Genomic DNA, 24560 nt, shown 5'->3' with positions numbered 1-24560 from the left:
AAATGAAACAGGTTGAAGATTTGATTGCAAGGCTGCATAAGATCGTAGAAAAAAAGCAGCCTTCTCTCAAGTTTAAAGATTTGGAGTCACCCAGGTGTAAAATTTGCCAGGACCGGGGTGTGGTTCTTTTTGGAGATGTGGCCAGGATTTGCAGCTGTACAAAACAATTCACTCTGGAAAACCGGTACCAGTATGCAAATGTTACACCTGAAATTAAGGGATGCAGCTTCGAGGGTTTTCGACTTGATTATTATGAAGGAGTTCACCGGGAAATGGCGGCAAAGGCCTTGCAGGGAGCACGCCAGTTTGTTTCTGAATATCTCCAGAATCCCCATATTCCGGGCATCCTGTTTACAGGAGATGTAGGGGCAGGAAAAACCTATCTGGCCGGCGCTGTGACTAATTTTCTTATTCAGCACGGGATTCAGGTCTTTTTTCTAGTTGTTCCCGATTTTCTTGATGAACTCCGGGCAACTTACCATAAAGGCATCTCCGGGGAGGGATCAGATTTAGACGATGTCACCTTGTTGAGAAAGGTACGGCAGGTAGATGTTTTGGTTCTTGATGATTTAGGAGCGCATAACTATACACCCTGGACCTGCAACAGGTTATACTCCTTGCTTAATTATCGGCTGAATTTTCATCTTCCGGTTATTATTACCACAAATTTAACATTGGGCCAGCTTGAGGAATTTCTTGGGGAACGAACAACTTCGAGAATCGTTCAGATGTGCCGTATCTACCGGCTCTCAGTGGACAAGGATATTCGGCACTTGAAAAACAGGAACGGTTCTCAAGCAGGTAAATAGAACAACCATTGAAAAAGTTTTTTCAGGAAGGAGTTGCTTTTAGTGACATTCTGGCTTATTGAAGACCATACCCCGGGATACAGTGTAAAATGGCGCATACATAAAACGATCTACACGGAACAAACCCCTTACCAGCACCTTGCCATTGTGGATACTGTGGAATTCGGCCGTGCTTTGGTTTTGGATGGGATTATTCAGACCACAGTTTCGGACGAGTTTATTTATCACGAAATGATTGCTCATGTTCCCATGTTTACACACCCAAATCCCCGCCAGATTCTGATTGTAGGAGGGGGAGACGGGGGAACGGCACGGGAGGTGCTAAAGCACCCAACGGTCGAGAAAGTTGATCTGGTTGAAATTGACGAGCGCGTGATTACTGCCTGTCGTACCTATCTGCCGGAAACGGCATCCGCGTTTGAGGACCCGAGGCTTAATGTAATTATTGACAATGGTGTGAATTATGTAAGGCAGCAAAAAGAAAAATATGATGTTTTGATAGTGGATTCTTCAGACCCGGTGGGCCCGGCAATTGAGCTTTTCGACAAAGAGTTTTACAGGAGCGTCCATCATTCTCTTCAAGAGGATGGATTATTTGTGGCGCAAACCGATTCACCCCATTTCAGCCAGCAGATTTTTCAAAGAGTTTATCGGGATATCAAATCGATTTTCCCCATGGTAGCGGTCTATTTGGCCTGCATCCCTAGTTATATCAGTGGTTATTGGAGCTTCACGCTCGGGTCTAAATGTTACCATCCGGTGCAGGACTGCCGGGTCAACAGTTTGATTAAAACCAGATACTATACCCCCGAATTGCACAGGGCGTCTTTTGTTTTGCCTCGCTTTATTCAGGAACTGTTGGGAGAGGATTGAGCAAAAAAAGGATTTTTATCGAGTTTGGAGAAGGTAGTACTGTTTTAGTTTTAATTATGCTTTTGCGAAAGGGGTGGGAGCGTAAAAAGGGAATCACCGTTAGCAGGGACTTATTAAAAAAATAACAAATAACGACTCAGAAGCACGGAAGGATGGTAGTCTCATGAAATGGATGGCGGTTGCTATCTATTCCCTTTTTATTCTCTGTTTAAGTTTAATTACGGTAAAAAAGGTTCGTACGGTAGAAGATTTTTTTCTCGGAAATCGCTCTATTGGATCCTGGGCTTCTGCTTTTGCGTATGGAACAACTTACTTTTCTGCCGTAGTTTTTATCGGATATGCAGGTAAGGTAGGATGGGGTTTCGGTTTATCATCTCTGTGGATCGCAGCCGGCAATGCGATCATTGGTGGTTATCTCGCCTGGCGGCTTCTTGCACGCCGAACAAGAGAGTTGACCACCAGGCTGAAGGCATTAACGATGCCTGAGTTTTTGGCAGCCCGTTATGACAGCCCTGCGCTGCAGTATGTTGCGGCAGCTCTGATCTTTATTTTTTTGGTTCCCTATTCGGCCTCAGTGTACATGGGTTTGAGTTACTTGATTGAAAACATCTTTGGAGTTCCTTATTTATTGGCTCTCATTGTGATGGCCCTGCTCACTGCCTTTTACCTTGTCATGGGGGGATATTTTGCAGTCGCTCTGGTGGATTTGTTTCAGGGCCTGATAATGGCGTTTGGGGCAGTTCTCTTAGTGGTTTTTGTTACAAAAAGCCCTCAGGTGGGAGGCCTCTTCACGGGATTGCAGCGCTTGGCAGAAATTAACCCCGGTTTTACAAAGATTATAGGTCCTCCCGGATTCTTGCCCCTGTTTGCACTGGTCGTTCTCACAAGCTTCGGGTGCTGGGGTTTGCCTCAAATGGTTCAGAAATTTTACTCCGTTAAAAATGAGGATGCGATTCGGAGGGCGCAGGTGATTACCACTACTTTTGCTTTGATGATTGCCGGGGCGGCTTATTATACAGGAGCCTGGGGCCGCCTGTTTTTCTCGTCACTCCCGCTTTCGCAGGGTAGGCCAAACCCTGATTTAATTGTTCCTCAAATGCTTCAGATGATTCTCCCGGAATGGGGTGCCGCTTTAATCTTGCTCCTGGTATTATCTGCTTCGATGTCAACCCTTTCTTCTCTTGTTTTGGTTTCAAGTTCCGCAGTTGTGGTTGACATCTTCAAATCGCTTTTTCCACACTGGCAGGAGAACTGTTTTGTTGGGTTGATGCGCTTCTTGTGCATTGTTTTTATCGGTTTAAGTTTGTATTTGGCCGTAACACCGACAATTATTCTTGTGTTGATGGCCCTTTCCTGGGGAACACTGGCAGGTGCTTTTCTTGGCCCTTACCTGTACGGCCTCTACTGGCGCCGTGCCACCAGGGCCGGAGCCTGGGCCGGTCTTTTGACAGGTTTGGCTGTTTCTTTAGGTTTGGCTTTTTACTTCAAAATGGATGCGCTCTGGATTCCCATCAGCGGGTCCCTGGCGATGATACTGCCTCTGGCAATCGTGCCACTGGTCAGTTGCCTGACGAAAGCTTTTCCGGAAAGTCATTTAGAGAAAATTTTTGGGGCAAGGGATGAGTATAGAGAAGAAAGAGGAGCGGAGAAAGGACTGAGTTTTTTGTCATGATCTGGTCACCGCAATATGAGTGCATTTCCCGTGAGGCCTTAGTTGAACTTCAGCTGGCCCGGCTCAGGGAAACTGTAAAAAATGTTTATGAGAGCAAGGGTTTTTACCATCAGATGTTCCGTTCTCTTGGGTTCCAGCCCGGTGATCTGAAAACCCTCGAGGACCTCCACCGCCTCCCTTTTACGACTAAAGAAGATCTCGTCCAGGCCTATCCTTACGGTTTCTTTATTCGCCCCTTGAGGGAGATTGTAAGAATCCACGGCTCCTCAGGGACAAAAGGGAAGCCAACGATCGTGGGATACACCCGCCGCGACCTGGAGACCTGGGCCGATCTGGTGGCCCGGGTTGTTACCCAGGCTGGAGTTGGAGAGGATGACATCGCTCAGATTTGCTTTGGGTACGGTTTGTTTACCGGCGCTTTTGGTCTTCACTACGGACTGGAAAAGGTAGGGGCAATGGTTATTCCAACCTCTGCCGGGGCAACCGAGCGGCAGTTGATGCTGATGCAGGACTTCGGGACAACCGCTTTAATAAGCACTCCTTCTTACGCCCTGCACCTGGCCGAGGTGGGGGAAGAGCTTGGGATCGATTTCAAATCCCTCAAGCTCAGGGTGGGGCTTTTTGGCGCCGAAGGCTGGACCGAAGAGATGCGTAAGCAGCTGGAAGAGAGATTGTTTTTAAAGGCCACCGATAATTACGGTTTAAGCGAAGTAATGGGCCCCGGCGTGGCTGGAGAATGTTTGGAGACATCCGGTATGCATGTGGCCGAAGACCATTTTCTCATTGAAATAATTGACCCCGAAACCGGAGAGGTTTTACCGCCCGGGAAGAAAGGCGAAATCGTCATTACGACATTAACCCGCGAGGCCATGCCCCTGATTCGCTACCGGACGAAAGATATTTCTTCAATAAGCGAAGAGCCCTGCCCTTGCGGACGGACAACTGCGAGACTCTCAAAAATCAGCGGAAGAACTGACGACATGTTGATTATCCGGGGGGTTAATGTTTTTCCCTCTCAGATTGAAAGTGTTCTCATGGAGATTGACGGCCTGGCGCCTCATTATCAGATTGTAGCCAAAAAGCGGGGGCATCTCGATGAACTGGAGGTTCTGGTAGAAGTTTCCCCAGAGCTTTTTACAGACCGTTATCGCGACCTGGAAGCCTGGGAGAGGAAAATTGAGCGCAAGCTTCACAGTGTATTGGGTCTCACGGCAAAGGTGCGCCTGGTCGAGCCCAAAACGATTCAACGAACGACAGGAAAAGCGCAGCGCGTTATTGATCTGAGAGATAAAAATTAGCTGTTTGAGGGGAGTACTGAAGCGGCCACCGTTGATGTGTCCCGGGTGCCCCCACCGGCGGGGAGTTTTTTACGTTCTGCGTAAGCTTCGTGCGGCGGTTGCAGGTGACATTGGATGTTATGCCCTGGGAGCGCTGCCCCCCTTTGAACCGATGGATGCCTTCAGCTCGGGTGTCTGGCGCTCTGCTTTGAAGGAGATTGCCTGGCAGTTGACGAAAACAGTCGTGTATGGCCTGTGCTTTGAATTATCAGGTTTGCCCTCAAAGGGCAATGAAAAGCAAACAGACCGGGTGCACCTCGTTGCGGCCCGGGAAAGGGCCCAAAAATTGGGGAATCCCCGGGTGGTGAACATGATTTACTGGAAGTTCTGGCGCAGTACCTGGGGCGTTTCCGGGGGCCGCTGGGAAGAGGATATTAAAGATAAAAAATTTTGAGGGGGAAGAAAATTTGCGCAAGGTTGAAGATTTAGGGCGGCGTGCCATTTTTGCATTAAATCCTTATGTTCCCGGCAAACCCGTTGAAGAAGTGGAGCGGGAACTGGGGATTTCGGGAGCTATTAAGCTTGCTTCAAATGAAAATCCTCTGGGTCCATCACCCCTTGCTATAGAGGCCCTTCGGGGGGCAATTACGCGGGTGAATTCTTACCCCGACAGCAATTGCTTTTACCTGAAGAAAGAGCTGGCGGCCCATCTGGGATGCCGGGAAGAGAATTTAATCATTGGAAACGGGTCCGACGAACTCTTAAAGCTGATCGCAGAAACCTTTCTGGAACCCGGTGATGATGTGGTCTTTGCCCATCCTTCTTTTTCGGAATACGAATTTGCAAGCAAAATCATGGAGGCAAACTGCATCGCTGTTCCTGTGAAGGGGGACTTCACCCATGATTTAAAAGCGATGGCAGGAAAGATCGGGCCCCGGACAAAAATCGTCTTTGTCTGTAATCCCAACAATCCGACGGGAACGATTGTTACCGAGGATGAGCTTCGTGCCTTTTTTGCCGAGATCTCTCCCGAGGTCCTGGTCGTCATGGATGAAGCGTACTATGAATATGTGACAGATCCCGAGTATCCCAATTCCCTGCAGTTTATCGAAGAAGGAAAAAACGTTATTGTTTTAAGGACCTTTTCCAAAATCTACGGATTGGCGGGGCTGAGAATCGGGTACGGGATTGCCCGTCCGGAAATCATTGCTCTAATCAACCGGGTGAGGGAGCCCTTCAACGTCAATCTTCTAGCTCAGGAGGCGGCCCGGGCGAGCCTCCGCGATCAAGATCATCTCAGGCGAAGCAGAGAAATTGTCCTGGAAGGACGGGAGTATCTTTATCAGGCATTTGACCGGCTGGGGCTGGCATACGTTCCCACCCAGGCCAATTTTATCTTTGTAAACATTTTTCAGGATTCAAGGAAGGTTTTTGCTGCCTTGCTGCGGGAGGGAGTGATCATCCGGACGGGTGACATTTTCGGTTATCCGACCTATATCAGGGTTACCATCGGTACCCCGGAGGAGAATCAACGTTTTATCGCGAGCCTGGAAAAGGTTTTAAATACAGGGGGATGACTTTGGTGGAGGCCGAATATCTGAATCAGGTTAAGAAACTCGCTGACCTTCTCCTTTCCGCAAAATATCCCATGGCCTTAACCGGCGCAGGTGTCAGCACCGAGAGCGGGATTCCCGATTTTCGCAGTCCCGGAACGGGTCTTTGGGAAAAGATTGACCCCGTAAAGGAGCTTTCAAGGGATGCTCTTGAATCTGATCCTGCCCGCTTCTACGAGGTCGGCCTGCCCCGGTTTATCCGGATTTTAAAGGCAGAACCCAACCCCGCCCATCTGGTTTTGGCAAGATTAGAGGAAAAAGGTTTGTTGCGGGGTGTGATAACCCAGAATATAGATGGTCTTCATGTCAAGGCAGGCTCGCGAAATGTCTTCGAGGTGCATGGCCATCTTCGGACCTGCTTTTGCTTGAAATGCGGAAAGGAGGACGTGTTTGGTTTTCTGGTAGATTCGGTGCAAAAGGGGATCAATCCCCCCTTGTGCCGTTATTGCAAGGATGGTGTTTTACGCCCTCACGTTGTTCTTTTTCACGATCCCATGCCCCGCGCTTTTTATGCTGCTGCCGAGGCATTGCAAGATTGCGATTTCTTGATAATAGCAGGCAGCAGTCTCCAGGTTTATCCTGTTGCCTATTTGCCCGCTAGGGTAGAAAAGCTGGCCATCATCAACCTGATGCCAACACCCTATGATGATAAGGCAAGGGTGGTCATCAGGGAAAGAGCAGGCAAGGTGCTGGCTGATCTCTGGAAGATTTTAGCAGAACAAGAGTCAGCGGTCTTCTAAGGGGGGGCGCCGGTTGGAGGTTCGATGTTCCCTGTGCGGAAAAAAGGAATCGATCACCGAAGTTCATAAAGATTTTGAGCGTATTGTCAAAAATCCGAAATCGGTTTATTTCTGTCAGATGTGCCTTGCAAAACTCCAATATGATGCTTTGGAGCATAACAAACCCAAAAAACCAATCGGATAGGATCTTTCTCTGAATTCGGGGAGAAAATTCCCTGAATTTGTTTTTTTATATAATCCCCCTGGATAAAGAAAACGACAAATATTACCATTTTTTCCGAAGGAATCCAGTCAACTGATGGCGAATTGCTTTTACTCCAGGAAGACAGAGCATATTCAGAAGGGGGTTTATAAAAGATGGCGAAGGTTAAAAATGACAAAAAAACTTTAGATGCCTTTGATGAATACGAGTACGGGCGGAGGAGAGAAGAAGACCTTTTCTGGGAATTTGAAAAGGATGAGAACGAACTTCAAAAGGTGAAAATATTGAAGGAAAGGCTTCGCAAGCTCGAGGATGAACTCACCGAGAAGAACCGCTTGATCAACAGTCAGCGGAAGCAACTGGAAGAATCTTTACGTGCCCTGGAGGAACGGGAGAAGAAATGTCACGAACATGAAATTTTGTTAAAAACCATGGAGGCAAATCTGCATCAAATGGAAAGCGAAAGGCGCCAGTACTTGGGGAGAATAGAGGAATGCGGAAAGGAAGCCGCGGCTCTGCAGGATAAGTGTGCCCAGTACGAGGAAGACCTCAGAAATCTAACCGGTCAGTTGAAAGCCAGGACCCAGGAGAACATTCTTCTCAATAAGGAGAATAAGGATCTTCAAAGGGCAAACAACCAGCTGCGGGAAGCCCTTGCTCTTTCAGAAGAAAAAATCCGGAACCTGGAGCAGGAATTGGCCCTGGCGGGGCCTGCCAGGGCCGAACTGGAAAAGAAATTCAACCGCGCCCTGGACAGTTTGCGCACCGAGGTGAAGGCGAAGCATCAGGAGATACTCCGTTTAAATAAAGAGGTGGCAGACCTTAAAAAGATGCACCAGGACCTCCAGCGCGTTAACGAGAACCTGGAGTTAGAACTTGATATGTTGAACACGACGAACGTTTCGCTTCAGAAAAAGATTGAAAAACTGACCCTGCAGAACAGCATTTTGGAGAAAAAACTTCGGAATCGCCTGGTGCGTTTTGTGCTGGCTCTCTGCGCTCTCTTTGGTTGGAATCCGGAAAAAAAGATGAAGACTCTGGGTGTCTGAAGGGAGATGGAGGAATATACAGCCTGTGATATCCGGCTGCCGGCCCCTTGCGGCACCTTCGTGGGTAGAAAAAGCGATTTTTTATCAAATTTTCCCCGAGCGTTTTGCAAATGGTGATCCCGCCAACGATCCGCCCGAGGCTTTGCCCTGGCATGAGGAACCGGGAGAAGCAACGTTTTTTGGCGGCGATCTTCAGGGGATTATCGAACACCTTGATTATTTAACTGATTTGGGGGTTACGGCCCTTTATTTAAACCCGATTTTTGCTTCCGTTTCCCCCCATAAATATGATACATACGACTATTACCAGGTTGATCCTCACTTTGGAGATCGGGCAACCTTAAAAGAACTGGTTGCATTACTGCATGAGCGGGAGATCAAGATCATTCTGGACGGCGTTTTTAATCATGTAGGGGACGAATTCTGGGCTTTTCAGGATGTGGTGAGACGGGGTCCGGAATCTCCTTACGTGGACTGGTTTTACATTTACAGTTTTCCCGTTCGCAGGTCACCCCGTCCTAATTATGCGGCCTGGTGGGGATTCCCCGATTTGCCAAAGCTAAATACGGAGAATCCGGTAGTACGGCGTTACCTTTTTGATGTTGCCTCATTCTGGCTGCGGGAGTTTCAGATCGACGGTTGGCGCCTCGATGTTCCTAACGAGATCAGCCACGATTTCTGGCGTGAATTCCGGAAAATCGTAAAACAGATTAACCCCGAGGCTTTTATCTTGGGTGAGATTTGGGGCGAGGGTACACCCTGGCTCGAGGGGGATCAATTTGACTCCATCACTCACTACCAGTTCCGGGATCTTGTTTTGAACTTCTTTGCACGAAAGTGCCTCGATGCCGGGGAGTTTCATGCCCGGCTGTTAGGCTTCCAGAAGACTTACCCTCCCGGGGTGCAAAGTGTTTTGATCAACTTGCTGGGAAGCCATGATACGGCGCGGGTGGCTACAATCTTTCTTCGGGCGAGCGGAGATGAGCCTCCTGCTTCTAAGATCGTTTCCGCTTCCGGATACCTCCGCATGAAGGCTGCTCTTTTATTTCAATTTACCTATCCCGGGGTTCCTTTGATTTACTACGGCGATGAAATCGGTATGCTGGGTGAAGAGGGGCCTGCGTGCCGCCGCCCAATGATTTGGGAAAGGGAAAGGTACAACCGGGAGTTGCTGGCATATTACAAGGATTTAATCAGGTTAAGAAAAAGTTACCCGGTCCTGCAGCGCGGAAGGTTTCTCCCCCTCTGTTGCCACAGGAAAAAAAATTTCTATGTTTTTGCAAGGGAAGCAGGAGGTGAAGAGGTCATCATCATTTTAAATAACAACGATTGGAGACAGACGGTCAACTTTCCGGTTGGTGCTCTATCTGCTCCGGAAGGAAAGATTTGGAAAGACTTTTTTTCAGGGGAAAAGTTTATCGCCCAGAATGGGAAAATTGTTGTTGAAGATGTTGCAGGCAATTCCGGCGTAGCCCTTGTGCCGGTAAAATCCGGTTGACAGATGCCTGTGGTTTATGTTACTCTTACCAAAAAAACTTGATCTGGAAAAAGACAAGGAAGGGGAAAAGTAGCCAGGCTTCCTCGAAAGCAGCGAGCCGGGAAGGGTGGGAGCCCGGTTGAGAGGGCCGCGTGAAGTTCTCCCTGGAGTTGGGGACTGAATCCGCACGCTTTGTGGTAGTAGGTTGCCCCGGAGTTTCCCACCGTAAAAAGGGAAGAGATATCGGACGCTTTTTTGTGTCCCGTATCTTTAGAGAGGGTCCTTTTAAGGATCAATAAGGGTGGTACCGCGGAATCAACCCCCGTCCCTTCGGACGGGGGTTAACTTTTACAGCAAGACGAAACGGAGGCAGGTAAATTGATTGTCGTGATGGATGCGAAGGCTACCCAAAGGGAAATCGAACAGGTTAAAAGCCGCTTGAAGGAGTTGGGTTTTCAGACCCATGTAATCAGGGGGGTTAAAAAACAGGTAATCGGTGCCGTAGGTGATAAAAGTATTGCAGATGCCGGCTTTCTGGAATTGCTTCCCGGTGTCGAAAAGGTAATGCCGGTATTGAAGCCTTACAAGCTGGTAAGCCGCGAAGCGAAACCCGAAGGGACGATTATCGAGATGGGAAATCTGGCGATCGGGGGCGAAAACATTGTTGTGATGGCAGGCCCCTGTGCTGTTGAAAGCCGGGAGCAGATTGTTGAGACGGCGCGGGCCGTAAAAGAGGCTGGAGCCCAGATCCTGAGGGGTGGCGCGTTTAAACCCAGGTCTTCTCCTTACTCATTCCAGGGACTGGGTATTGAGGGGTTAAAATACCTTCGCGAGGCGGCCGAGGAAACGGGAATGCTGGTAGTAACCGAAGTTCTGGATTCCCAGGACATCCCGGCGGTTTCGGAGTATTCTGATATCCTTCAAATTGGGGCGCGGAACATGCAAAATTTCCGCCTGCTCCGGGCTGCAGGGAAACAGGAGAAGCCGGTCCTGCTGAAACGAGGCCTGGCAGCAACAATAGAAGAGTGGTTGATGGCAGCCGAATACATCATGTGCGAGGGGAATTACAGAATAATTTTATGCGAAAGGGGAATTCGAACCTTTGAGAACAGCACAAGAAACACCCTCGATATCAGCGCGGTTCCTCTGGTGAAGCGTTTAAGCCACCTTCCAGTAGTTGTCGATCCCAGTCACGCTTCGGGGAAATGGTATCTGGTGGCGCCGCTGGCAAAAGCCTCTTTGGCGGCGGGTGCCGACGGGTTGCTGATCGAAGTCCATCCCCGGCCTGAGGAAGCCAGGAGTGATGGCGCCCAATCTTTAACACCGGAGAATTTTAAAACTTTGATGGAGGATCTTAAAAAAATGGCACCCTTCTTGGGGCGCCGCCTTGATAGTTAAAAAAGTGTTTGGGTTGTAAAAATAAAAATAAAAAAATGGCGCGCCCGGCAGGAATCGAACCTGCGCACCTGGCTCCGGAGGCCAGCGCTCTATCCCCTGAGCTACGGGCGCGCTCCACTTCCAGTTATTATTTTAACCTGCGCGACTGAAATTGTCAAATCAAAGTCCGATTAGGGTAGCTGTCAACTTGCCGCCTACGCCACAAGCGAAGGAATTCTTGGATTGAGCCCTTAAGCGCTTCTCCTAAAGGAGTGCCTTGGGCCCTGGTGGCAAGAAGAGGAATGCTTGCCTGGAGCCGGGCTGCAGTAAAAGAAGGAAATAAGTCTGTCAATACATAAATTAGGAAATGATTCAATCCAAACCAAGAGAGGGGTCGTGAGCGATGAAAACAATTACCCTGCAAACCACCCGGCAGATTGAATTTGTCGATATTACAAGTCTGATCGAAAAGGAAGTTCGGGCTGCCGGATGCCAGGAAGGGATTTGTTTCCTTTACGTTCCGCATACAACGGCGGGGATAACCATCAACGAAAATGCCGATCCGGATGTGATTCGGGATATCGGCCAGACCCTTGAAAAACTGGTACCCGTAGCGGGTAGTTATTTTCACAGAGAAGGAAACGCTCATGCCCACATTAAAGCCAGCCTGCTGGGTTGTTCTGCTTTTGTTTTTATTAGAAATGGCAGACTGGCACTGGGAACCTGGCAGGGAGTGTATTTCTGTGAATTCGACGGGCCCCGCCGGCGCTCTTTGTTTTTGAAGATAATGCAGGAAATCGGCTCTTGTTAGCGAATCCTTTTAAAGGAAACAAAATCTGGAGGGGTTTGAGGATGGAGCAGGTTAGGGATAAATTAAACAAGAGTTTTATGAACCTGGATGTCACTTTAGAACTTGCTCAAAAGAAGCTGGGCGAAGGCAAACCCGAGGATATTGCCTGGCGCGCCGGGGTTAAATACGATGAGCTTCAAAGTGAGTTCTCAGTTCAATTTTTAAACGAGGAGCACCGTGTCAAGTACCCCTTGGGGAAAGTTTATCATCCAAAAGGCAAAGATGTACCCATTGTCAACAAGATTTTGATTCTCCATTATTTAAATACCGCCGAAGGGGTTCCTCTTCATCACAGGTGGATTTCCTTTAAAGAACTTCCTTCAGGTCAGATCTACATCGAGCCTTTTTACAACCGCGCTGTTCGTCCTTTGATCAAGCTTTTCGGGAATGATCCGGAGGCGCTGGTTAAAGCAGGCCTGGCGCTGGGCGGAAAAAAGGAAGCTCTCGGCGATTCCAGCGTTACCATACCGGTTTTTCCAATGGTGCCCATAACCTACGTAATCTGGCGGGGCGACGAGGAGTTTCCGCCCTCCGGCAACATTCTTTTTGACGCATCCGCCTCCTGTTATTTGCCGGTTGAAGATTACGCGGTGGTTGCGGGTCTGGTTGTGTATGAGCTGAGGAAGAAGGCAGATCAGTTGGCCGGGGGTCCGCCTGAATCCCGGGCACATTAAATTTTTTCTAGAGCATATATATTTTTTAGGGAAGCCTTTCGTTCTGCACCTTTTTCTTCCCCGGGGAATATAATGGGGAAGAAAAAGCAAACAGTGAGGTGGTAATCTTGAGGGTTTATTTTATTAAATTACCACGTTTCCTGAGGGATATCTTAAAAAAAGTGGTTAAGTAGAAAAAAGCGGCCCTTTCCGGCTGCTTTTTAAATTTAGTCATAATTGGTTTTTGCTGTGCATTAATTTACCGTAGAATCCTTCCAGGGGCAGGAAAATGGATCGTGGATAAAAAAATTTTTAAAAGACTTTTTCTGGTGGTTATTGTTGTTTCAGTTATATCTATCTCAGGCAAGTTCCTGTTGGGAGCACTTCGAGAAAGCAGCTTTTCGCTTCCTGTCGCAAAAGAGTTTGTTTACCCGGGAAATCCTTTTGAAGTAATTGACAGCTTCTACCGGGCCTTTTCTGACAACAACTGGGATGCGGTTCAAGCTCTCACCACTCCAGCCCTCTATCTCTATCTGGAGGAAAGCGGTCTAATCTCCCGATGGAAGCTTATCAAAAGACAGGACCCCTCGATTCAATATGTGATGTTTCTGGTTTTGGATTCCAGTGTGGACCCGCAGCGAGGAGAAGCCTGGGCGCTGGGCCGCGTCAGCTGGAAGTCGGCTCGGCGGCGTCTTTCGGACTATAATGAGACGGTTTTTCTCCGCCTGGTTGATGGGTACTGGAAGATTGCTCAAATTCGTGTCCACTCTTCGGTTGAGGTTGTAAGCGATTTTTACCAGGCAATTCAGAATGCGGACTGGCAGCGTTTTTATGGACTTTTAACAGACCGTTACAAGAGACGCTTAGAGGCTGCCGGTGTAACCTCTGCGCTGATCAAAGAGCGCGGCCAAATGACCACAGGGGTTTATGTGGTATTTCTTGTCACGAACTTTGCAGAACTGGATTCTCATGCCTGGGTTGAAGGGGATGTCATTTGGCGCCCTTTGAGCAAGCGGCAAAAGGAGGTCAAGGTCAGGGTCTTTCTAATCCGGGAACCCACTGGCTGGAAAATAGACGGCATTCGCGGCCACTGGGAACAGGCTAAGTGATAAGGCTAATCGGTTAACGCAATCCCGATGATTCCACCTGCGGCAGAAACTGTTAGCGTGTAAAGTGCTTTTAAACTCAGGTTAAGTAAAGAAAAAGGGGTGCGGGCCGCCAAGAGCACCAGCAGCGTAAAAAAGAGAAAGTAAAAGACGCCTACAAGAGTTCCGTTTAGCAGCCCTTTTCCGCCGGCCTTTTTTGCGGCCAAAAAGCCCCCCAGAAAGGCGCCGGTGAGGTAAAGAGTGGTTCCTGCTGGCTGCAGGTAATTTTCAGAAAGAGGAGAAAAGTAAAAAATTAAAGTTAAAAGAAGTGTGCCAGTCAGCCCAAAGCCAACTGCGACGAGAAAACCGAGGAAAACCGGGTTTACGCTGTATTTAGAGAGTAAATTTTTTTCCTCAGGCATTTTTATCCCCTCTCCTTCGGAAATTTTTACATTTCTAAGCATATTAAGAGTGGGAGCGGAATATGACAATAAGTAAGAATCTTCGTCTTATACAAGAAAAGGAAAACAAGAAGATAAATTGAATTATATTCTTAACGACTAAAGCCAATTGGTGAAGAATTTTGAAACCCAAGGTTTTGGTTATCGATGATGATCCCCTGGTAACCCAAATAATTAAAGACACTTTAGAAACGGCCGGTTTTGAGACCACCGTTCTCCACGATCCCACTCAGGCCTTGGCAGTGGCTCAAAACTTCCGTCCCGACATTATTCTTGTGGACCGGGTGATGCCCAAAATGGACGGTTGCGAACTCTGCCGCCAATTTCGCAGCAATCTTTTCACCTCCCACCTTCCCATTATCATGCTTACTTCCCGCACCGATATAGCAGACAAGATTGCGGGCCTTGAAGCCGGTGCCGACGACTATCTCTGTAAACCGTTTGAGCCGCTGGAACTGATTGCGCGGTTTCGCGCCCATCTCCGGCGCATTCAGCATGAGAGAAGCGCCAATCCGCTGACCGGTTTGAGCGGAAACCCTATGGTAGAAAAAGAAATAAAGGCCAGGATTGCGGCAAACAGAAAATTTGCTGTCCTTTACCTTGATATTGATAATTTTAAAGCATATAATGACACATATGGTTTTCTGCAGGGCGACGAGGTCATTAAATTTCTTGCAGAACTCCTCATCTTCGTATTTCAAAAAGAAGGCAACCCCGACGATTTTCTGGGTCATATTGGGGGGGATGATTTTGTCGCCATAACCACACCGGATCGGGTGGATAAAATCTGCAACCTTTTAATCCAGGGTTTTGATCAGGGAATTCAAAAGTTCTACAGCAATGAAGACCGGGAGCGCGGGTTTGTCGTAACCATCGACCGGAGGGGAAGGGAGCAGGTTTTTCCCCTTTTGAGCCTCTCAATTGCAGTGGTTTCTAACGAATACCGTCCGATCGACAACCACTGGCTTGTAGGGGAAATTGCTGCAGAGCTGAAAAAGTACGCGAAAACATTCCCGGGCAGTATTTATGTCAAGGACCGCCGGAGAAGATAGTTTATGGAGGGATTGCATTGCGGCCGAGCTTTAATTCTCTTTGTGCCAAGCTCCAGCAGAAGGCTTACAAGATTACACCTCAGCGCCAGATAATTTTAAAAGCCTTTCTCGATCATGAGCAACAGCATTTAAGCGCTGAAGAAGTTCACGGGATTGTCAGGGAGAAACACCCGGAAATCGGCCTCGCCACTGTTTACCGGACTCTGGAAATTCTTGCGAGTTTGGATATTTTGCATAAGATTGAGTTTGGAGACGGGTGCACCAGGTACGAGTTCTCCGATGCCGAGGTGCACCATCACCATCATTTAATTTGTGTCAATTGCGGCAAAGTGATGGAATTCAACGACGATCTGCTCGAAACCCTTGAGGCCTGGGTTGCCAAGAAAACCAACTTTTTGGTAATCGATCACCAGCTGAAGTTTTTCGGCTACTGCAAGGACTGCCAGCAGGAGAAATGAAAAAAGATCTCTGTCAGAACCTGACAGGGAAAGCGGCCAGGATATAAAAAACGAGAACCCCGACGAAACGGGGTTTATTTGTTTAGACAGGAAAAAACAAAAAACAGGCGCCCTGACGAAGTAGGGCGGAATAAGATGGAAAAAATTAGCAGGAATTTAATCCTTGAGTAAGAATTATAATAATTGGCTTTGAACGGCTACATTATTGAAGGAGGGGAAATCCTTGAATTTGAAAACTAGGCTGAACCTGTTCTTGGAAAAAATTCAAGGTTTTTTAAAGAACTTCCTGCAGGCGTGCAGATTTAAAGAAGGCGGATTCCTTGAGGAGAACGGTTCTGGAAACTTATACTGGGCAAAAAGTCTTGCCCTTGAGGCCTCTCCAAAGAATACCTTCTTGCTGGATAAGGCGCTGGAAAATGGAGTGGAAACCCCCGAACTTTGGAGGCTCAAAGGGGAAAGCTTGATGCATCAGGGCCAGTTTTTTGAGGCAAACAACTGCTTTGACCGGGCGTTGCGCCTTTCCCCAAAGGACGCAGTGGCGTTGGATAGCAAGGGTTATTGCTTGTACAAACTGGGCTATTACGAGATTGCCCTTTCCTGTTTCATTCAGGCTTTAACGCTACGTCCCCGTGATCCGGAAATTTTAACAAATACCGGTATTTGCCTCTGTCATTTAGGCCGCTATATGGAAGCACTAAACTATTTTGAAAAGGCCTTGCAAAATGGCGGATGCTCCCCTACTCTTTGGAACAACAAAGGTTTTTGTCTTGCTAAGTTGGGGCGTTATCAGGAAGCCTATCAGGCGTATAAAATTGCCCTGGAGTGCGGTGAATATGAATCGGTCGATCTTTTATGTAATGTAGCTGCCGCACTGGTGGGAATCGGCGCCTACAGGGAAGCCCTGTATTATTTCGATCGCGCGCTCCAGATGGATTCTGAAGATCCTCTTTTGCTGAATAATGTTGCAGTATGCCTGGAGGAGCAGGGTCGTTATGATCTTGCTTTGAAGTGTTACGAAAAGGCTTTAAGTTATGTTTCCGATAACCTGACGTACTTGTATAACAAGGGGGTTTGTCTCGCCAGGATGAAATGCTGGGAGGAGGCTTTGCATTGCCTGGAGGAGGTGGTCGCGCGGGAACCGAACCACACCGCTGCCTGGGGTGAATTGGGCGCCATTTATTTAGCTCAGGGAAAAAGTGAAAAGGCTTTAATTTGCTACAACAGGGCTCTTGGGTTGATTAAATAAAGAATATCTCCCCGATAAGCTCTCTTTTTTCGGATACTTTTTTACAATATCTTTATTTTTTTTTGGAAAAGTGCTAAACTCAAAAAGGAGTCCGTGGGACAAGGGGAAACTTACGGGGGGATTTATTTATAATGATATGCAACGATAATAAAAGGAAGATGGATCGCGAAAAGATTATTCAGGGGGTGCGTCTCCTTTTAGAAGGAATTGGTGAGGACCCTGATCGGGAAGGGTTACGGGGAACCCCGGAAAGGGTTGCCCGGATGTACGAGGAAATTTTTTGCGGGCTGCAGTACGATCCAAAAGAAGAGTTAAATGTCTTTTTTTCTGAAAATCACGACGAAATGGTTTTGGTTAAAGATATTCCGTTGTATTCAATTTGCGAACACCATTTTCTTCCTTTTTATGGAAAGGCTCATGTTGCCTATGTCCCACGCCAGGGAAGAATCACCGGCTTGAGTAAACTGGCACGGGTGGTGGAGGGTTTTGCCAAAAGACCCCAGCTTCAGGAAAGAATGACATCTCAGATTGCGGATACAATCATGGAGGCATTGAACCCCCTGGGGGTAATGGTGGTCGTGGAAGCAGAACACATGTGTATGACAATGCGGGGAATAAAAAAAGCCGGTTCAAAGACGCTGACATCGGCAGTGCGGGGCATTTTCAAATCCAACGAAGCAACGCGAGCCGAAGCCTTTTCTTTAATTAAGGGTAAGTTGGAGTAAGGAGTTTAATATAAAAAAGGAAGGGCGCCCGGAGGGCGCTTTTTAGTTTTTTGTTTTATTGCACGAATTAACTTCGAGCGTTAAACTAATTTTAAAAAGATATTTTGAGGATTTTGGAGGTCGTAGATGAGGATTTTATTAACGAATGACGACAGCATCTACGCCGAAGGGTTGGCCGTACTCTGGGCTGCCCTGAAGGAGATTGCCGAGGTTGCCGTGATCGCCCCCGACCGCGAAAGGAGCGCATCGGGCCACGGGATTACCGTTGATCAACCTCTCCGGGCCGAGCGGGTTAACCTTTTTGATGGTTCTGCCTGGGCGGTTAACGGCACCCCCGCAGACTGCGTTAAGCTTGGTGTAAATTGCCTCTTAAAAGACAAACCCGATCTGGTTATTGCCGGAATCAACCGGGGGCCGAATCTGGGAATCGATGTTTTATATTCTGGAACTGTATCGGGCGCCCTGGAGGGGATTATTTTAGGAATTCCAGCGCTTGCGGTTTCGGTTACCGACTACGTGAACCCCAATTACGAGGATGCTGCTTCTTTTATCAAGAGGCTGGTTCCCATGGTTTTAAAGACCGAAATTTGCACCGACACCCTCCTCAACATCAACGTTCCTTCCCTGCCTGCAGATAAAATTCGCGGCGTTAAAATAACGAAATTGGGGGCAAGGAAATACCTTAATTCCTTTGAGGTTAGAACTGATCCCCGGGGCCGGGCTTATTACTGGTTGGGCGGAGATGTGGTAGACCTGGATGAAGATCCGAATTCCGATGTTGCGGCAGTTAAGCAAAAGATGATTTCCATTACGCCAATTCATATTGATTTAACCAATTACCGGGCTCTCAAGTTGTTGCAGGAGTTGTTTTTAGAGTTTACGGGTGAGCAGCCGTGTTCTTCTTAAAGGTTTTAATTTTTACATTGCTCTTTTATTTTATTTTGAATTTTTCTCAAATTAAACAGGGGCGTCTTTTTCAAAAGCGTTCTTTGATTTTGCCTTTTTCGCTGGGTATTGCCCTCACTTTAGTGGATTCTGTCCTGAGAGTTGCTTTTTACTATTCTTTTCTCCTTTTTCTTCTGATCAGCGGGTTCAGTTACTGGCTGCTGTCTTTCTTCGCCAGGGGTTTCGAGAAAAGAAGGAAAGGAAGAGAGTGATGGAGTTAGTTCCGCTCGGAAAAAACCGGTATAAGTTGCCCAGACAGGGCAGGATGCGGGTGGAGGGAATAGTTTATGTTAACCAAAACCTGTACGAGCATCTTTTTAAGGATGATTCTTTAAAACAGCTTGCCCAGGCTGCATCTTTGCCCGGTGTTGTAAGAAGCGTGTTTGGAATGCCTGATATCCATCAGGGGTTTGGGCTTCCGATCGGAGGCGTGATGGCAACCGCGTTTCCTGAAGGCGTGATTTCGGCAGGGGCAGTTGGAATGGATATCAATTGCGGTGTCCGCTTGCTCCGAACCAATTTATCGAGCGAGCAGATTTGCCGGGACATTCTGTACGCATTGATTCGAAAGATCGAGGCTTATGTTCCAACAGGTGTTGGAAAAAAGTCGCGGAGGGGAAGTTTCGGGAAAGATTTTTTCGAGAAGGTCCTGCAACGCGGGGTCCCGTTCCTGATCAAAAACGGCTACGGCTGGCCGCAAGATGACCAGTACATCGAAGAAAACGGGTGCCTTCCGGGGGCTGAAATCGGTGCAGTTAGCAGTGAGGCCCTGAAAAGAGGTTCAGAGCAGCTGGGGACGCTGGGAGGGGGAAACCACTTTATCGAAATCCAGGTGGTTGATGTGATTTATGAACAGCGAATTGCCTCTCTTTTTGGACTTAAGGAGGGCCAGATTCTCGCGATGATTCATACAGGGAGCAGAGGGTTTGGCCATCAGATATGCACGGATTACACAAAAATTTTATACCGGGCTGCAAAGGACTATGGGATTGAGGTTCCGGAGCGGGGGCTTGCGTGCGCTCCGATTAATTCTCCCGAGGGGAAAGCCTACTATGCGGCAATGGCCTGCGCCGTAAATTTTGCGTTTTGCAACAGACAGCTTATCACTCACGATATTCGCCGGGCTTTTCAGGATATTTTCGGGAGGACGGCACAGGAACTCGAAATAAAAATCATCTACGATGTTGCGCATAATATTGCAAAGTTTGAAGAGCACAGGGAGGGAAAATTGTTGATCCACCGGAAGGGAGCAACCAGGGCGCTTCCTCCGGGTCATTTTGCCAATCCCAGGGTTTATCAAGAAACAGGCCACCCCGTTCTGGTGCCCGGGAGCATGGGCACCGCATCCTATGTCCTTGTCGGTACGCCCGAGGCTGAAGAACCCTTTTACTCTGTCAATCATGGGGCAGGGCGCCTCCTTTCGCGGACCGCCGCGGAAAAAGGGATTTCCAGGGAAGAGTTTAAGGCGAGCATGCAGGGGGTGGTTTTCGATGAGCGGGCCTACCATTTGCTGCTTGATGAGGCGCCTGCTGCATACAAGAATATTGACGATGTGGTGGAAACTCTTGCCGAAATCAATTTCGTTCGGAAAGTGGCAAGGTTGCGCCCTCTGGCGGTAATTAAAGGAAAAGATTAGAGGCACGGAGGGAGAAATGGAGCTGACACTGGAAGAACTGCGGGAGAGATTTACCCGCGCGGGATATATTATCAATGAGGATGCCTTAAACACTGTTTACCTTGCCTTGAGACTGGAGAAGCCGCTGCTGGTCTGCGGTCCCGCCGGGGTCGGAAAAACCGAACTGGCGAAGGTTTTGAGCAGCATATTAGGTGCGAAATTGATCAGGCTTCAGTGTCACGAAGGTCTGGATGAAAGCAAGGCCCTTTATGATTGGAATTTCCAGCGGCAGCTGGTGAAAATTCACCTTGCCGCCAGGCACGAAACGATTCGTGAGGAAGACCTTTTTTCCCTTCCCAATATTCTCCAGCGCCCCCTTTTGCAGGCGATTACTTCGGAGGAGCCGGTTGTCCTCTTAATCGATGAAATTGATCGGGCGGATCCTGACTTTGAGGCATTCCTGCTGGAGGTTCTCTCAGATTTTCAGATATCAATTCCCGAAATAGGCACTATAACGGCAAACCGGAAGCCCATCGTGGTGATTACAAACAACGGGGAGCGGGAGATTTCCGAGGCCCTCCGGAGGCGCTGCATCTTTTTATACATTGACTTCCCCACCATTGAACAGGAGGCTTCAATAATCAGGGTTCACGCTTCTGAAATCCTGGAAGAGTTGGAGGAGGAAATCTCTCTTGGCGTCAACCGGTTGCTCCAGCCGGGCTCCCACCCGGGCCCCCAGGCGGCTTCCACTCTGGACTGGGCGCGGGCTTTGCTTTTGTTAAATGCGGACCGCCTCCGGAGGGAGTACGTAGAAAAAACTCTGGATTTGCTGGCAAAAAAGAAAGAGAACATTGAAGCCTATCAGGAGTTTTTGAAATCTCAAGCTTGAACATGATTTTCAGAAGGAAAAAACAAATATATGGCGAACATATAATTGGTCTCTTTGTGTAAAAATGCTGTTATTTTTTATGTAAAGCTTTTGGGAGGGGGCTTCGCGATGGAACTTCAACCGGGAGAATTGGAGATGATCCGGAACGAGGTGGAAGCGGTTCTTCAGAGGTACGGGGTGGAGCGCGAGAATTTGATTCCAATTCTCCAGGAGGTTCAGAACAGATTGGGTTATCTTCCCAAAGAGGCGATGCAGCAGATCGCGGAGAACATGAAAATTCCGGAAATCGACGTTTACGGGGTCGGAACCTTTTACAACCAGTTCCGTTTAAACCCGCCCGGAAAACATCAGATCAAAGTATGCATGGGTACAGCCTGCCACATGATGGGGGGGCATATTATCCTTGACTCTTTTGAACGGCGCCTGAACATCAAAGAGGGTGAAACAACTCCAGACCGGGAATTCAGTTTAGAGCGAGTTGCTTGTGTAGGATGCTGTGCCCTCGCTCCCGTTGTTGTAGTTGATGAAAAGGTTGAAAGTAAAGTTTCGCCGATCAGAGTAGATGGGATCTTGCTGACTTTTGAAATAGAGAAGCAGAAGAGCGGGGAAGAAAAAGGCCAGGAGGAAGAAGGTAGTGGGCAATGAAGACTGCCGGACCTGCAATAGTTGAGACCTACCAACAGTTAAAAAGGGAAGCCCGGAAAAAATTTGAAGCCTTGAAGGAAAAGCCGCTGGTGCTGGTGGGGACGGCAACCTGCGGGAGGGCTGCCGGCGCACTTAATGTTCTGGCTGCTTTTCGGGAGGAAATTAGCCGGAACCAGCTTGATGCCGGGGTTAGAGAAGTAGGTTGCATGGGGCACTGCTACGCAGAACCGATGGTTATAATTTACAAGCCGGGCTTTCCCCCGCTTTGCTACGGCCCGGTTGATGAGGGAACGGCGGGCCGTTTGGTTGTGGATTTTCTCATCAATGACGATCCCTGTTTTGAATTTGCGATTGCGGCCCTTGAACCAAATGACTTTTTCCCGACCTTTTCTGATTACCCGCGCGGGATCTACGAAAACAAAATCATTTTGGCAAACTGCGGCCTGATTGATCCGGAAGACATTGACCATTATCTTGCTCACGAAGGTTATGAGGCTCTGGCAAAGGTCTTAACCATGGATCCTGCTGCCGTCGTCGCCGAGATTAAAAGCTCCAAATTACGAGGACGGGGGGGAGCGGGCTTCCCGACAGGAATTAAGTGGGAAACATGCAGAAACACCTCCGGCACCCCTAAATATGTGATCTGCAATGCTGATGAAGGGGATCCCGGCGCCTTTATGGATCGCGCTCTTCTGGAGTCTAATCCCCATCAGGTTTTAGAGGGGCTGATCATTGCCGCATATGCTGTAGGAGCCTCGCAGGGCTACATTTACGTCCGGGCGGAATATCCCCTGGCGGTGACGCGCGTGAAAACCGCGCTCGAGCAGGCGCGGGAAAGAGGACTGCTGGGAGAGTCGATTCTGGGAAGTGATTTCAGTTTCGATATAAAAATTTTTCAGGGTTCAGGTGCTTTTGTCTGCGGGGAAGAAACTGCACTGATTGCTTCGATTGAAGGAAGCCCCGGCATTCCCAATCACCGCCCTCCCTTCCCGGCAACTTCCGGCTTGCGGGGAAAGCCTACGGTGATTAATAACGTGAAGACCCTCTCCTATGTACCGCATATTATTCGGAAAGGTGCGGAATGGTTCAGGAGCATCGGCACCGAGAATAGCCCTGGGACAGCGGTTTTCGCCCTAGCCGGAAAGGTCAACAATACCGGTTTGGCAGAAGTGCCGATGGGTACCACGTTAAGGCAGCTGCTCTACGATGTAGGAAACGGAATCAAAAATGATAAAAGGTTCAAAGCGGTTCAGATTGGCGGTCCTTCGGGCGGTTGTTTGCCGGAAAGTGCTCTGGATATTCCGATTGATTTCGATTCTTTGCAGCAGGCAGGAGCAATGATGGGTTCGGGGGGGCTGGTTGTTTTAGATGAAGATGACTGCATGGTTGAGATAGCCCGGTTTTTCCTGGATTTTACCCAAAAAGAGTCCTGCGGCAAGTGTACATTTTGTCGTCTGGGAACGAAGCAGATGCTGGATATCCTCACGGAGATTACACGAGGTCGGGGAAGACCTGAGGATATCGACCTCCTCTGGGAGTTGGCCGAAGATATTAAAGCCGGCTCGTTATGCGGCCTGGGCAAGACCGCTCCGAATCCTGTCTTAACTACGATCCGTTATTTCCGCGACGAATACGAGGCTCATATTCAGGAAGGGCGCTGCCCCGCCTTGATGTGCAAAGAGCTGATCACTTATTATATTGTGCCCGAAAAATGCAGTAAACTCTGCAATGTTTGTATTGGGAGTTGTCCCGTCGAGGCTATCTACACCAGGCCGGATATGCTGAAGGCCATTTACCTGGATAAATGCGTGAAATGCAACAGTTGTATGGTGGCCTGCCCGCCTCAGTACCAGGCTGTTATCAAAATATCTCCACCTATTGTGGAGGATAAAGGAGATCAAGCTCATGAGCAAACCAGTGGTAATAACCGTTGATGGAAAGGAAATTACAGTCCCTGAAGGGGAGATCTTGCTGTGGGCGGCTCTGGATCAGGGAATATACATCCCCCATTTATGCGGGATCAGGGAAGCAGAGCGGCCTGCTGCGAGCTGCCGGCTCTGTTTTGTCGAGATTGAGGGTATTCCCAATCCGGTTACCGCATGCACGCAGCCGGTTCAGGAGGGGATGGTTGTTCGAACGCGCACTCCCCGGGTCGACAGGCTGGTCCGGACGGCATTTGAACTGCTCCTTTCGAATCATTGCCTGGGATGCGCCAAATGCCCGAAAAACCGCAATTGTGAATTGCAAAAAATTGCTAAAGAGCGGGGTCTGAAACTTAAGCTCACCCGGTTAAGACCGCTTCTCAAGGAGGTCCCCAGAGACGAGAGCCCGGATGCTTTTATTTACGATCCCAACAGGTGCGTGCTTTGCGGCCGGTGCGTTTGGGTGGATCACCATCAGGTCAAGGTTGGAGCAATTGGTTTTATCCGGCGGGGGATGGAGCGAAAGGTGGCAACTTTCGGGGATCTCAAATTTGCCGAATCCCGTTGCACCCAGTGCGGTGAATGCGTAAAGGTCTGCCCGGTGGGGGCCCTCAGCTTTAAGAAAAAGGAGCAAGAATATGCGAGTAAATAAAGTTTAACAAGGGGCCGGGGTTTTAATCCCCGGCGGGTGCACAGGTTTTAAGAGCGGAACCGGTTCTCTGTCTGGAGACTTCGTTCGGCTCTTTCAATGGCAAGGCGTACAAGCCCGCCGCAGTAGCGAGATGGGACGCCTCCCCAGCCTTCGCGCTGGACGATATCGGCTACCCCCATCTCTTTAGCCAGCTCCCACTTAAGTGCTTCAGACATTAAACCTTGATTTCTACGCCCCATAAAAACCCCCTTTTTAGTGCACCCATTATTAGTG

General features: G+C 48.7%; 26 protein-coding genes, 1 tRNA gene and 1 other annotated feature. Of the genes, 24 read left to right on the top strand and 3 right to left on the bottom strand.

Going from position 1 to position 24560, the window contains the following annotated elements; translation table 11 throughout:
* Positions 1 to 2 precede the first annotated feature (2 nt).
* The 11 genes from HPY58_01790 (at position 3) to aroF (ending at position 11110) form a co-directional block, all read left to right on the top strand.
* On the top strand, positions 3 to 809 hold the full coding sequence (locus HPY58_01790; GenBank protein ID NPV28390.1) for an ATP-binding protein: 807 nt from the start codon (positions 3 to 5) through the stop codon (positions 807 to 809).
* Positions 810 to 851: 42 nt separating this feature from the next.
* On the top strand, positions 852 to 1682 hold the full coding sequence (gene speE, locus HPY58_01785; protein ID NPV28389.1) for a polyamine aminopropyltransferase: 831 nt from the start codon (positions 852 to 854) through the stop codon (positions 1680 to 1682).
* Positions 1683 to 1845: 163 nt separating this feature from the next.
* Positions 1846 to 3354 carry a sodium:solute symporter family protein gene (locus HPY58_01780; protein ID NPV28388.1) on the top strand — a complete coding sequence of 503 codons (1509 nt, stop codon included), beginning with the start codon at positions 1846 to 1848 and terminating at the stop codon, positions 3352 to 3354.
* On the top strand, positions 3351 to 4652 hold the full coding sequence (locus HPY58_01775) for a phenylacetate--CoA ligase (GenBank protein ID NPV28387.1): 1302 nt from the start codon (positions 3351 to 3353) through the stop codon (positions 4650 to 4652). The genes HPY58_01780 and HPY58_01775 overlap by 4 nt, the downstream gene beginning before the upstream one ends.
* 34 nt (positions 4653 to 4686) lie before the next feature.
* The gene (locus tag HPY58_01770) at positions 4687 to 5085 is read left to right on the top strand and encodes a hypothetical protein (protein ID NPV28386.1); all 399 of its coding nucleotides are present in this window, start codon (positions 4687 to 4689) and stop codon (positions 5083 to 5085) included.
* 13 nt (positions 5086 to 5098) lie between these two features.
* Complete coding sequence (locus HPY58_01765; protein NPV28385.1) at positions 5099 to 6208, top strand: histidinol-phosphate transaminase; 1110 nt, start codon at positions 5099 to 5101, stop codon at positions 6206 to 6208.
* Complete coding sequence (locus HPY58_01760; GenBank protein ID NPV28384.1) at positions 6205 to 6984, top strand: NAD-dependent deacetylase; 780 nt, start codon at positions 6205 to 6207, stop codon at positions 6982 to 6984. Before HPY58_01765 ends, HPY58_01760 begins: the two co-directional genes overlap by 4 nt.
* Before the next feature lie 13 nt (positions 6985 to 6997).
* On the top strand, positions 6998 to 7168 hold the full coding sequence (locus HPY58_01755) for a DUF2197 domain-containing protein (GenBank protein ID NPV28383.1): 171 nt from the start codon (positions 6998 to 7000) through the stop codon (positions 7166 to 7168).
* A gap of 173 nt (positions 7169 to 7341) precedes the next feature.
* On the top strand, positions 7342 to 8235 hold the full coding sequence (locus HPY58_01750) for a hypothetical protein (protein ID NPV28382.1): 894 nt from the start codon (positions 7342 to 7344) through the stop codon (positions 8233 to 8235).
* A 25-nt stretch (positions 8236 to 8260) separates the two neighbouring features.
* Complete coding sequence (locus tag HPY58_01745) at positions 8261 to 9733, top strand: glycoside hydrolase family 13 protein (GenBank protein ID NPV28381.1); 1473 nt, start codon at positions 8261 to 8263, stop codon at positions 9731 to 9733.
* 47 nt (positions 9734 to 9780) lie between these two features.
* Positions 9781 to 10045 (top strand) — a binding site (T-box leader).
* 45 nt (positions 10046 to 10090) lie between these two features.
* A complete protein-coding gene (gene aroF, locus HPY58_01740) occupies positions 10091 to 11110 on the top strand; it encodes a 3-deoxy-7-phosphoheptulonate synthase (protein ID NPV28380.1) in 1020 nt (339 codons plus the stop codon).
* A gap of 36 nt (positions 11111 to 11146) precedes the next feature.
* On the opposite strand, the gene HPY58_01735 is transcribed toward aroF, so the two are convergent.
* Positions 11147 to 11221 (bottom strand) — tRNA-Arg (locus HPY58_01735).
* A 271-nt stretch (positions 11222 to 11492) separates the two neighbouring features.
* Here HPY58_01735 and HPY58_01730 point away from each other — a divergent pair.
* The 3 genes from HPY58_01730 (at position 11493) to HPY58_01720 (ending at position 13701) form a co-directional block, all read left to right on the top strand.
* Entirely contained in the window at positions 11493 to 11900 is a 408-nt protein-coding gene (locus HPY58_01730; GenBank protein NPV28379.1) for a YjbQ family protein, read from the top strand.
* Positions 11901 to 11935: 35 nt separating this feature from the next.
* Positions 11936 to 12613, top strand: a complete 678-nt coding sequence (locus HPY58_01725) for a DUF3786 domain-containing protein (GenBank protein ID NPV28378.1) — start codon at positions 11936 to 11938, stop codon at positions 12611 to 12613.
* A 275-nt stretch (positions 12614 to 12888) separates the two neighbouring features.
* Positions 12889 to 13701 carry a hypothetical protein gene (locus tag HPY58_01720; GenBank protein NPV28377.1) on the top strand — a complete coding sequence of 271 codons (813 nt, stop codon included), beginning with the start codon at positions 12889 to 12891 and terminating at the stop codon, positions 13699 to 13701.
* Between the two features lie 5 nt (positions 13702 to 13706).
* Here HPY58_01720 and HPY58_01715 read toward each other — a convergent pair whose 3' ends face one another.
* Positions 13707 to 14099 (bottom strand): TIGR04086 family membrane protein, encoded by a 393-nt coding sequence (locus tag HPY58_01715; GenBank protein ID NPV28376.1) that lies wholly within the window; start codon positions 14097 to 14099, stop codon positions 13707 to 13709.
* A gap of 158 nt (positions 14100 to 14257) precedes the next feature.
* Here HPY58_01715 and HPY58_01710 point away from each other — a divergent pair, with 158 nt between their 5' ends.
* The 10 genes from HPY58_01710 to HPY58_01665 all read left to right on the top strand — a co-directional run bounded on the left by HPY58_01710 (position 14258) and on the right by HPY58_01665 (position 24287).
* A complete protein-coding gene (locus HPY58_01710) occupies positions 14258 to 15190 on the top strand; it encodes a response regulator (GenBank protein ID NPV28375.1) in 933 nt (310 codons plus the stop codon).
* Between the two features lie 17 nt (positions 15191 to 15207).
* Positions 15208 to 15648: a transcriptional repressor gene (locus tag HPY58_01705; protein NPV28374.1), complete on the top strand. Its 441-nt coding sequence runs from the start codon at positions 15208 to 15210 to the stop codon at positions 15646 to 15648.
* A 205-nt stretch (positions 15649 to 15853) separates the two neighbouring features.
* Positions 15854 to 16894 carry a tetratricopeptide repeat protein gene (locus HPY58_01700; protein NPV28373.1) on the top strand — a complete coding sequence of 347 codons (1041 nt, stop codon included), beginning with the start codon at positions 15854 to 15856 and terminating at the stop codon, positions 16892 to 16894.
* A 158-nt stretch (positions 16895 to 17052) separates the two neighbouring features.
* Positions 17053 to 17619 (top strand): GTP cyclohydrolase I FolE, encoded by a 567-nt coding sequence (gene folE / locus HPY58_01695; protein NPV28372.1) that lies wholly within the window; start codon positions 17053 to 17055, stop codon positions 17617 to 17619.
* Positions 17620 to 17745: 126 nt separating this feature from the next.
* A complete protein-coding gene (gene surE, locus HPY58_01690; GenBank protein ID NPV28371.1) occupies positions 17746 to 18525 on the top strand; it encodes a 5'/3'-nucleotidase SurE in 780 nt (259 codons plus the stop codon).
* Positions 18526 to 18775: 250 nt separating this feature from the next.
* Positions 18776 to 20200 (top strand): RtcB family protein, encoded by a 1425-nt coding sequence (locus HPY58_01685; GenBank protein NPV28370.1) that lies wholly within the window; start codon positions 18776 to 18778, stop codon positions 20198 to 20200.
* 16 nt (positions 20201 to 20216) lie between these two features.
* Positions 20217 to 21068 carry a MoxR family ATPase gene (locus tag HPY58_01680; protein ID NPV28369.1) on the top strand — a complete coding sequence of 284 codons (852 nt, stop codon included), beginning with the start codon at positions 20217 to 20219 and terminating at the stop codon, positions 21066 to 21068.
* A 108-nt stretch (positions 21069 to 21176) separates the two neighbouring features.
* A complete protein-coding gene (gene nuoE, locus HPY58_01675) occupies positions 21177 to 21713 on the top strand; it encodes an NADH-quinone oxidoreductase subunit NuoE (protein NPV28368.1) in 537 nt (178 codons plus the stop codon).
* Entirely contained in the window at positions 21710 to 23647 is a 1938-nt protein-coding gene (locus tag HPY58_01670; GenBank protein ID NPV28367.1) for an NADH-quinone oxidoreductase subunit NuoF, read from the top strand. Before nuoE ends, HPY58_01670 begins: the two co-directional genes overlap by 4 nt.
* Positions 23619 to 24287, top strand: a complete 669-nt coding sequence (locus HPY58_01665) for a 4Fe-4S binding protein (protein NPV28366.1) — start codon at positions 23619 to 23621, stop codon at positions 24285 to 24287. Before HPY58_01670 ends, HPY58_01665 begins: the two co-directional genes overlap by 29 nt.
* Positions 24288 to 24334: 47 nt before the next feature.
* Here HPY58_01665 and HPY58_01660 read toward each other — a convergent pair whose 3' ends face one another.
* A complete protein-coding gene (locus HPY58_01660) occupies positions 24335 to 24526 on the bottom strand; it encodes a small, acid-soluble spore protein, alpha/beta type (GenBank protein ID NPV28365.1) in 192 nt (63 codons plus the stop codon).
* Positions 24527 to 24560: the final 34 nt, after the last annotated feature.

Source organism: Bacillota bacterium (genome assembly GCA_013177945.1).
In the GTDB taxonomy this organism is placed as follows: Bacteria; Bacillota; DSM-12270; order Thermacetogeniales; family Thermacetogeniaceae; genus Ch130.
Note: the sequence above shows the minus strand (reverse complement) of the source record. Positions and strands in the feature narration are given on the sequence as shown.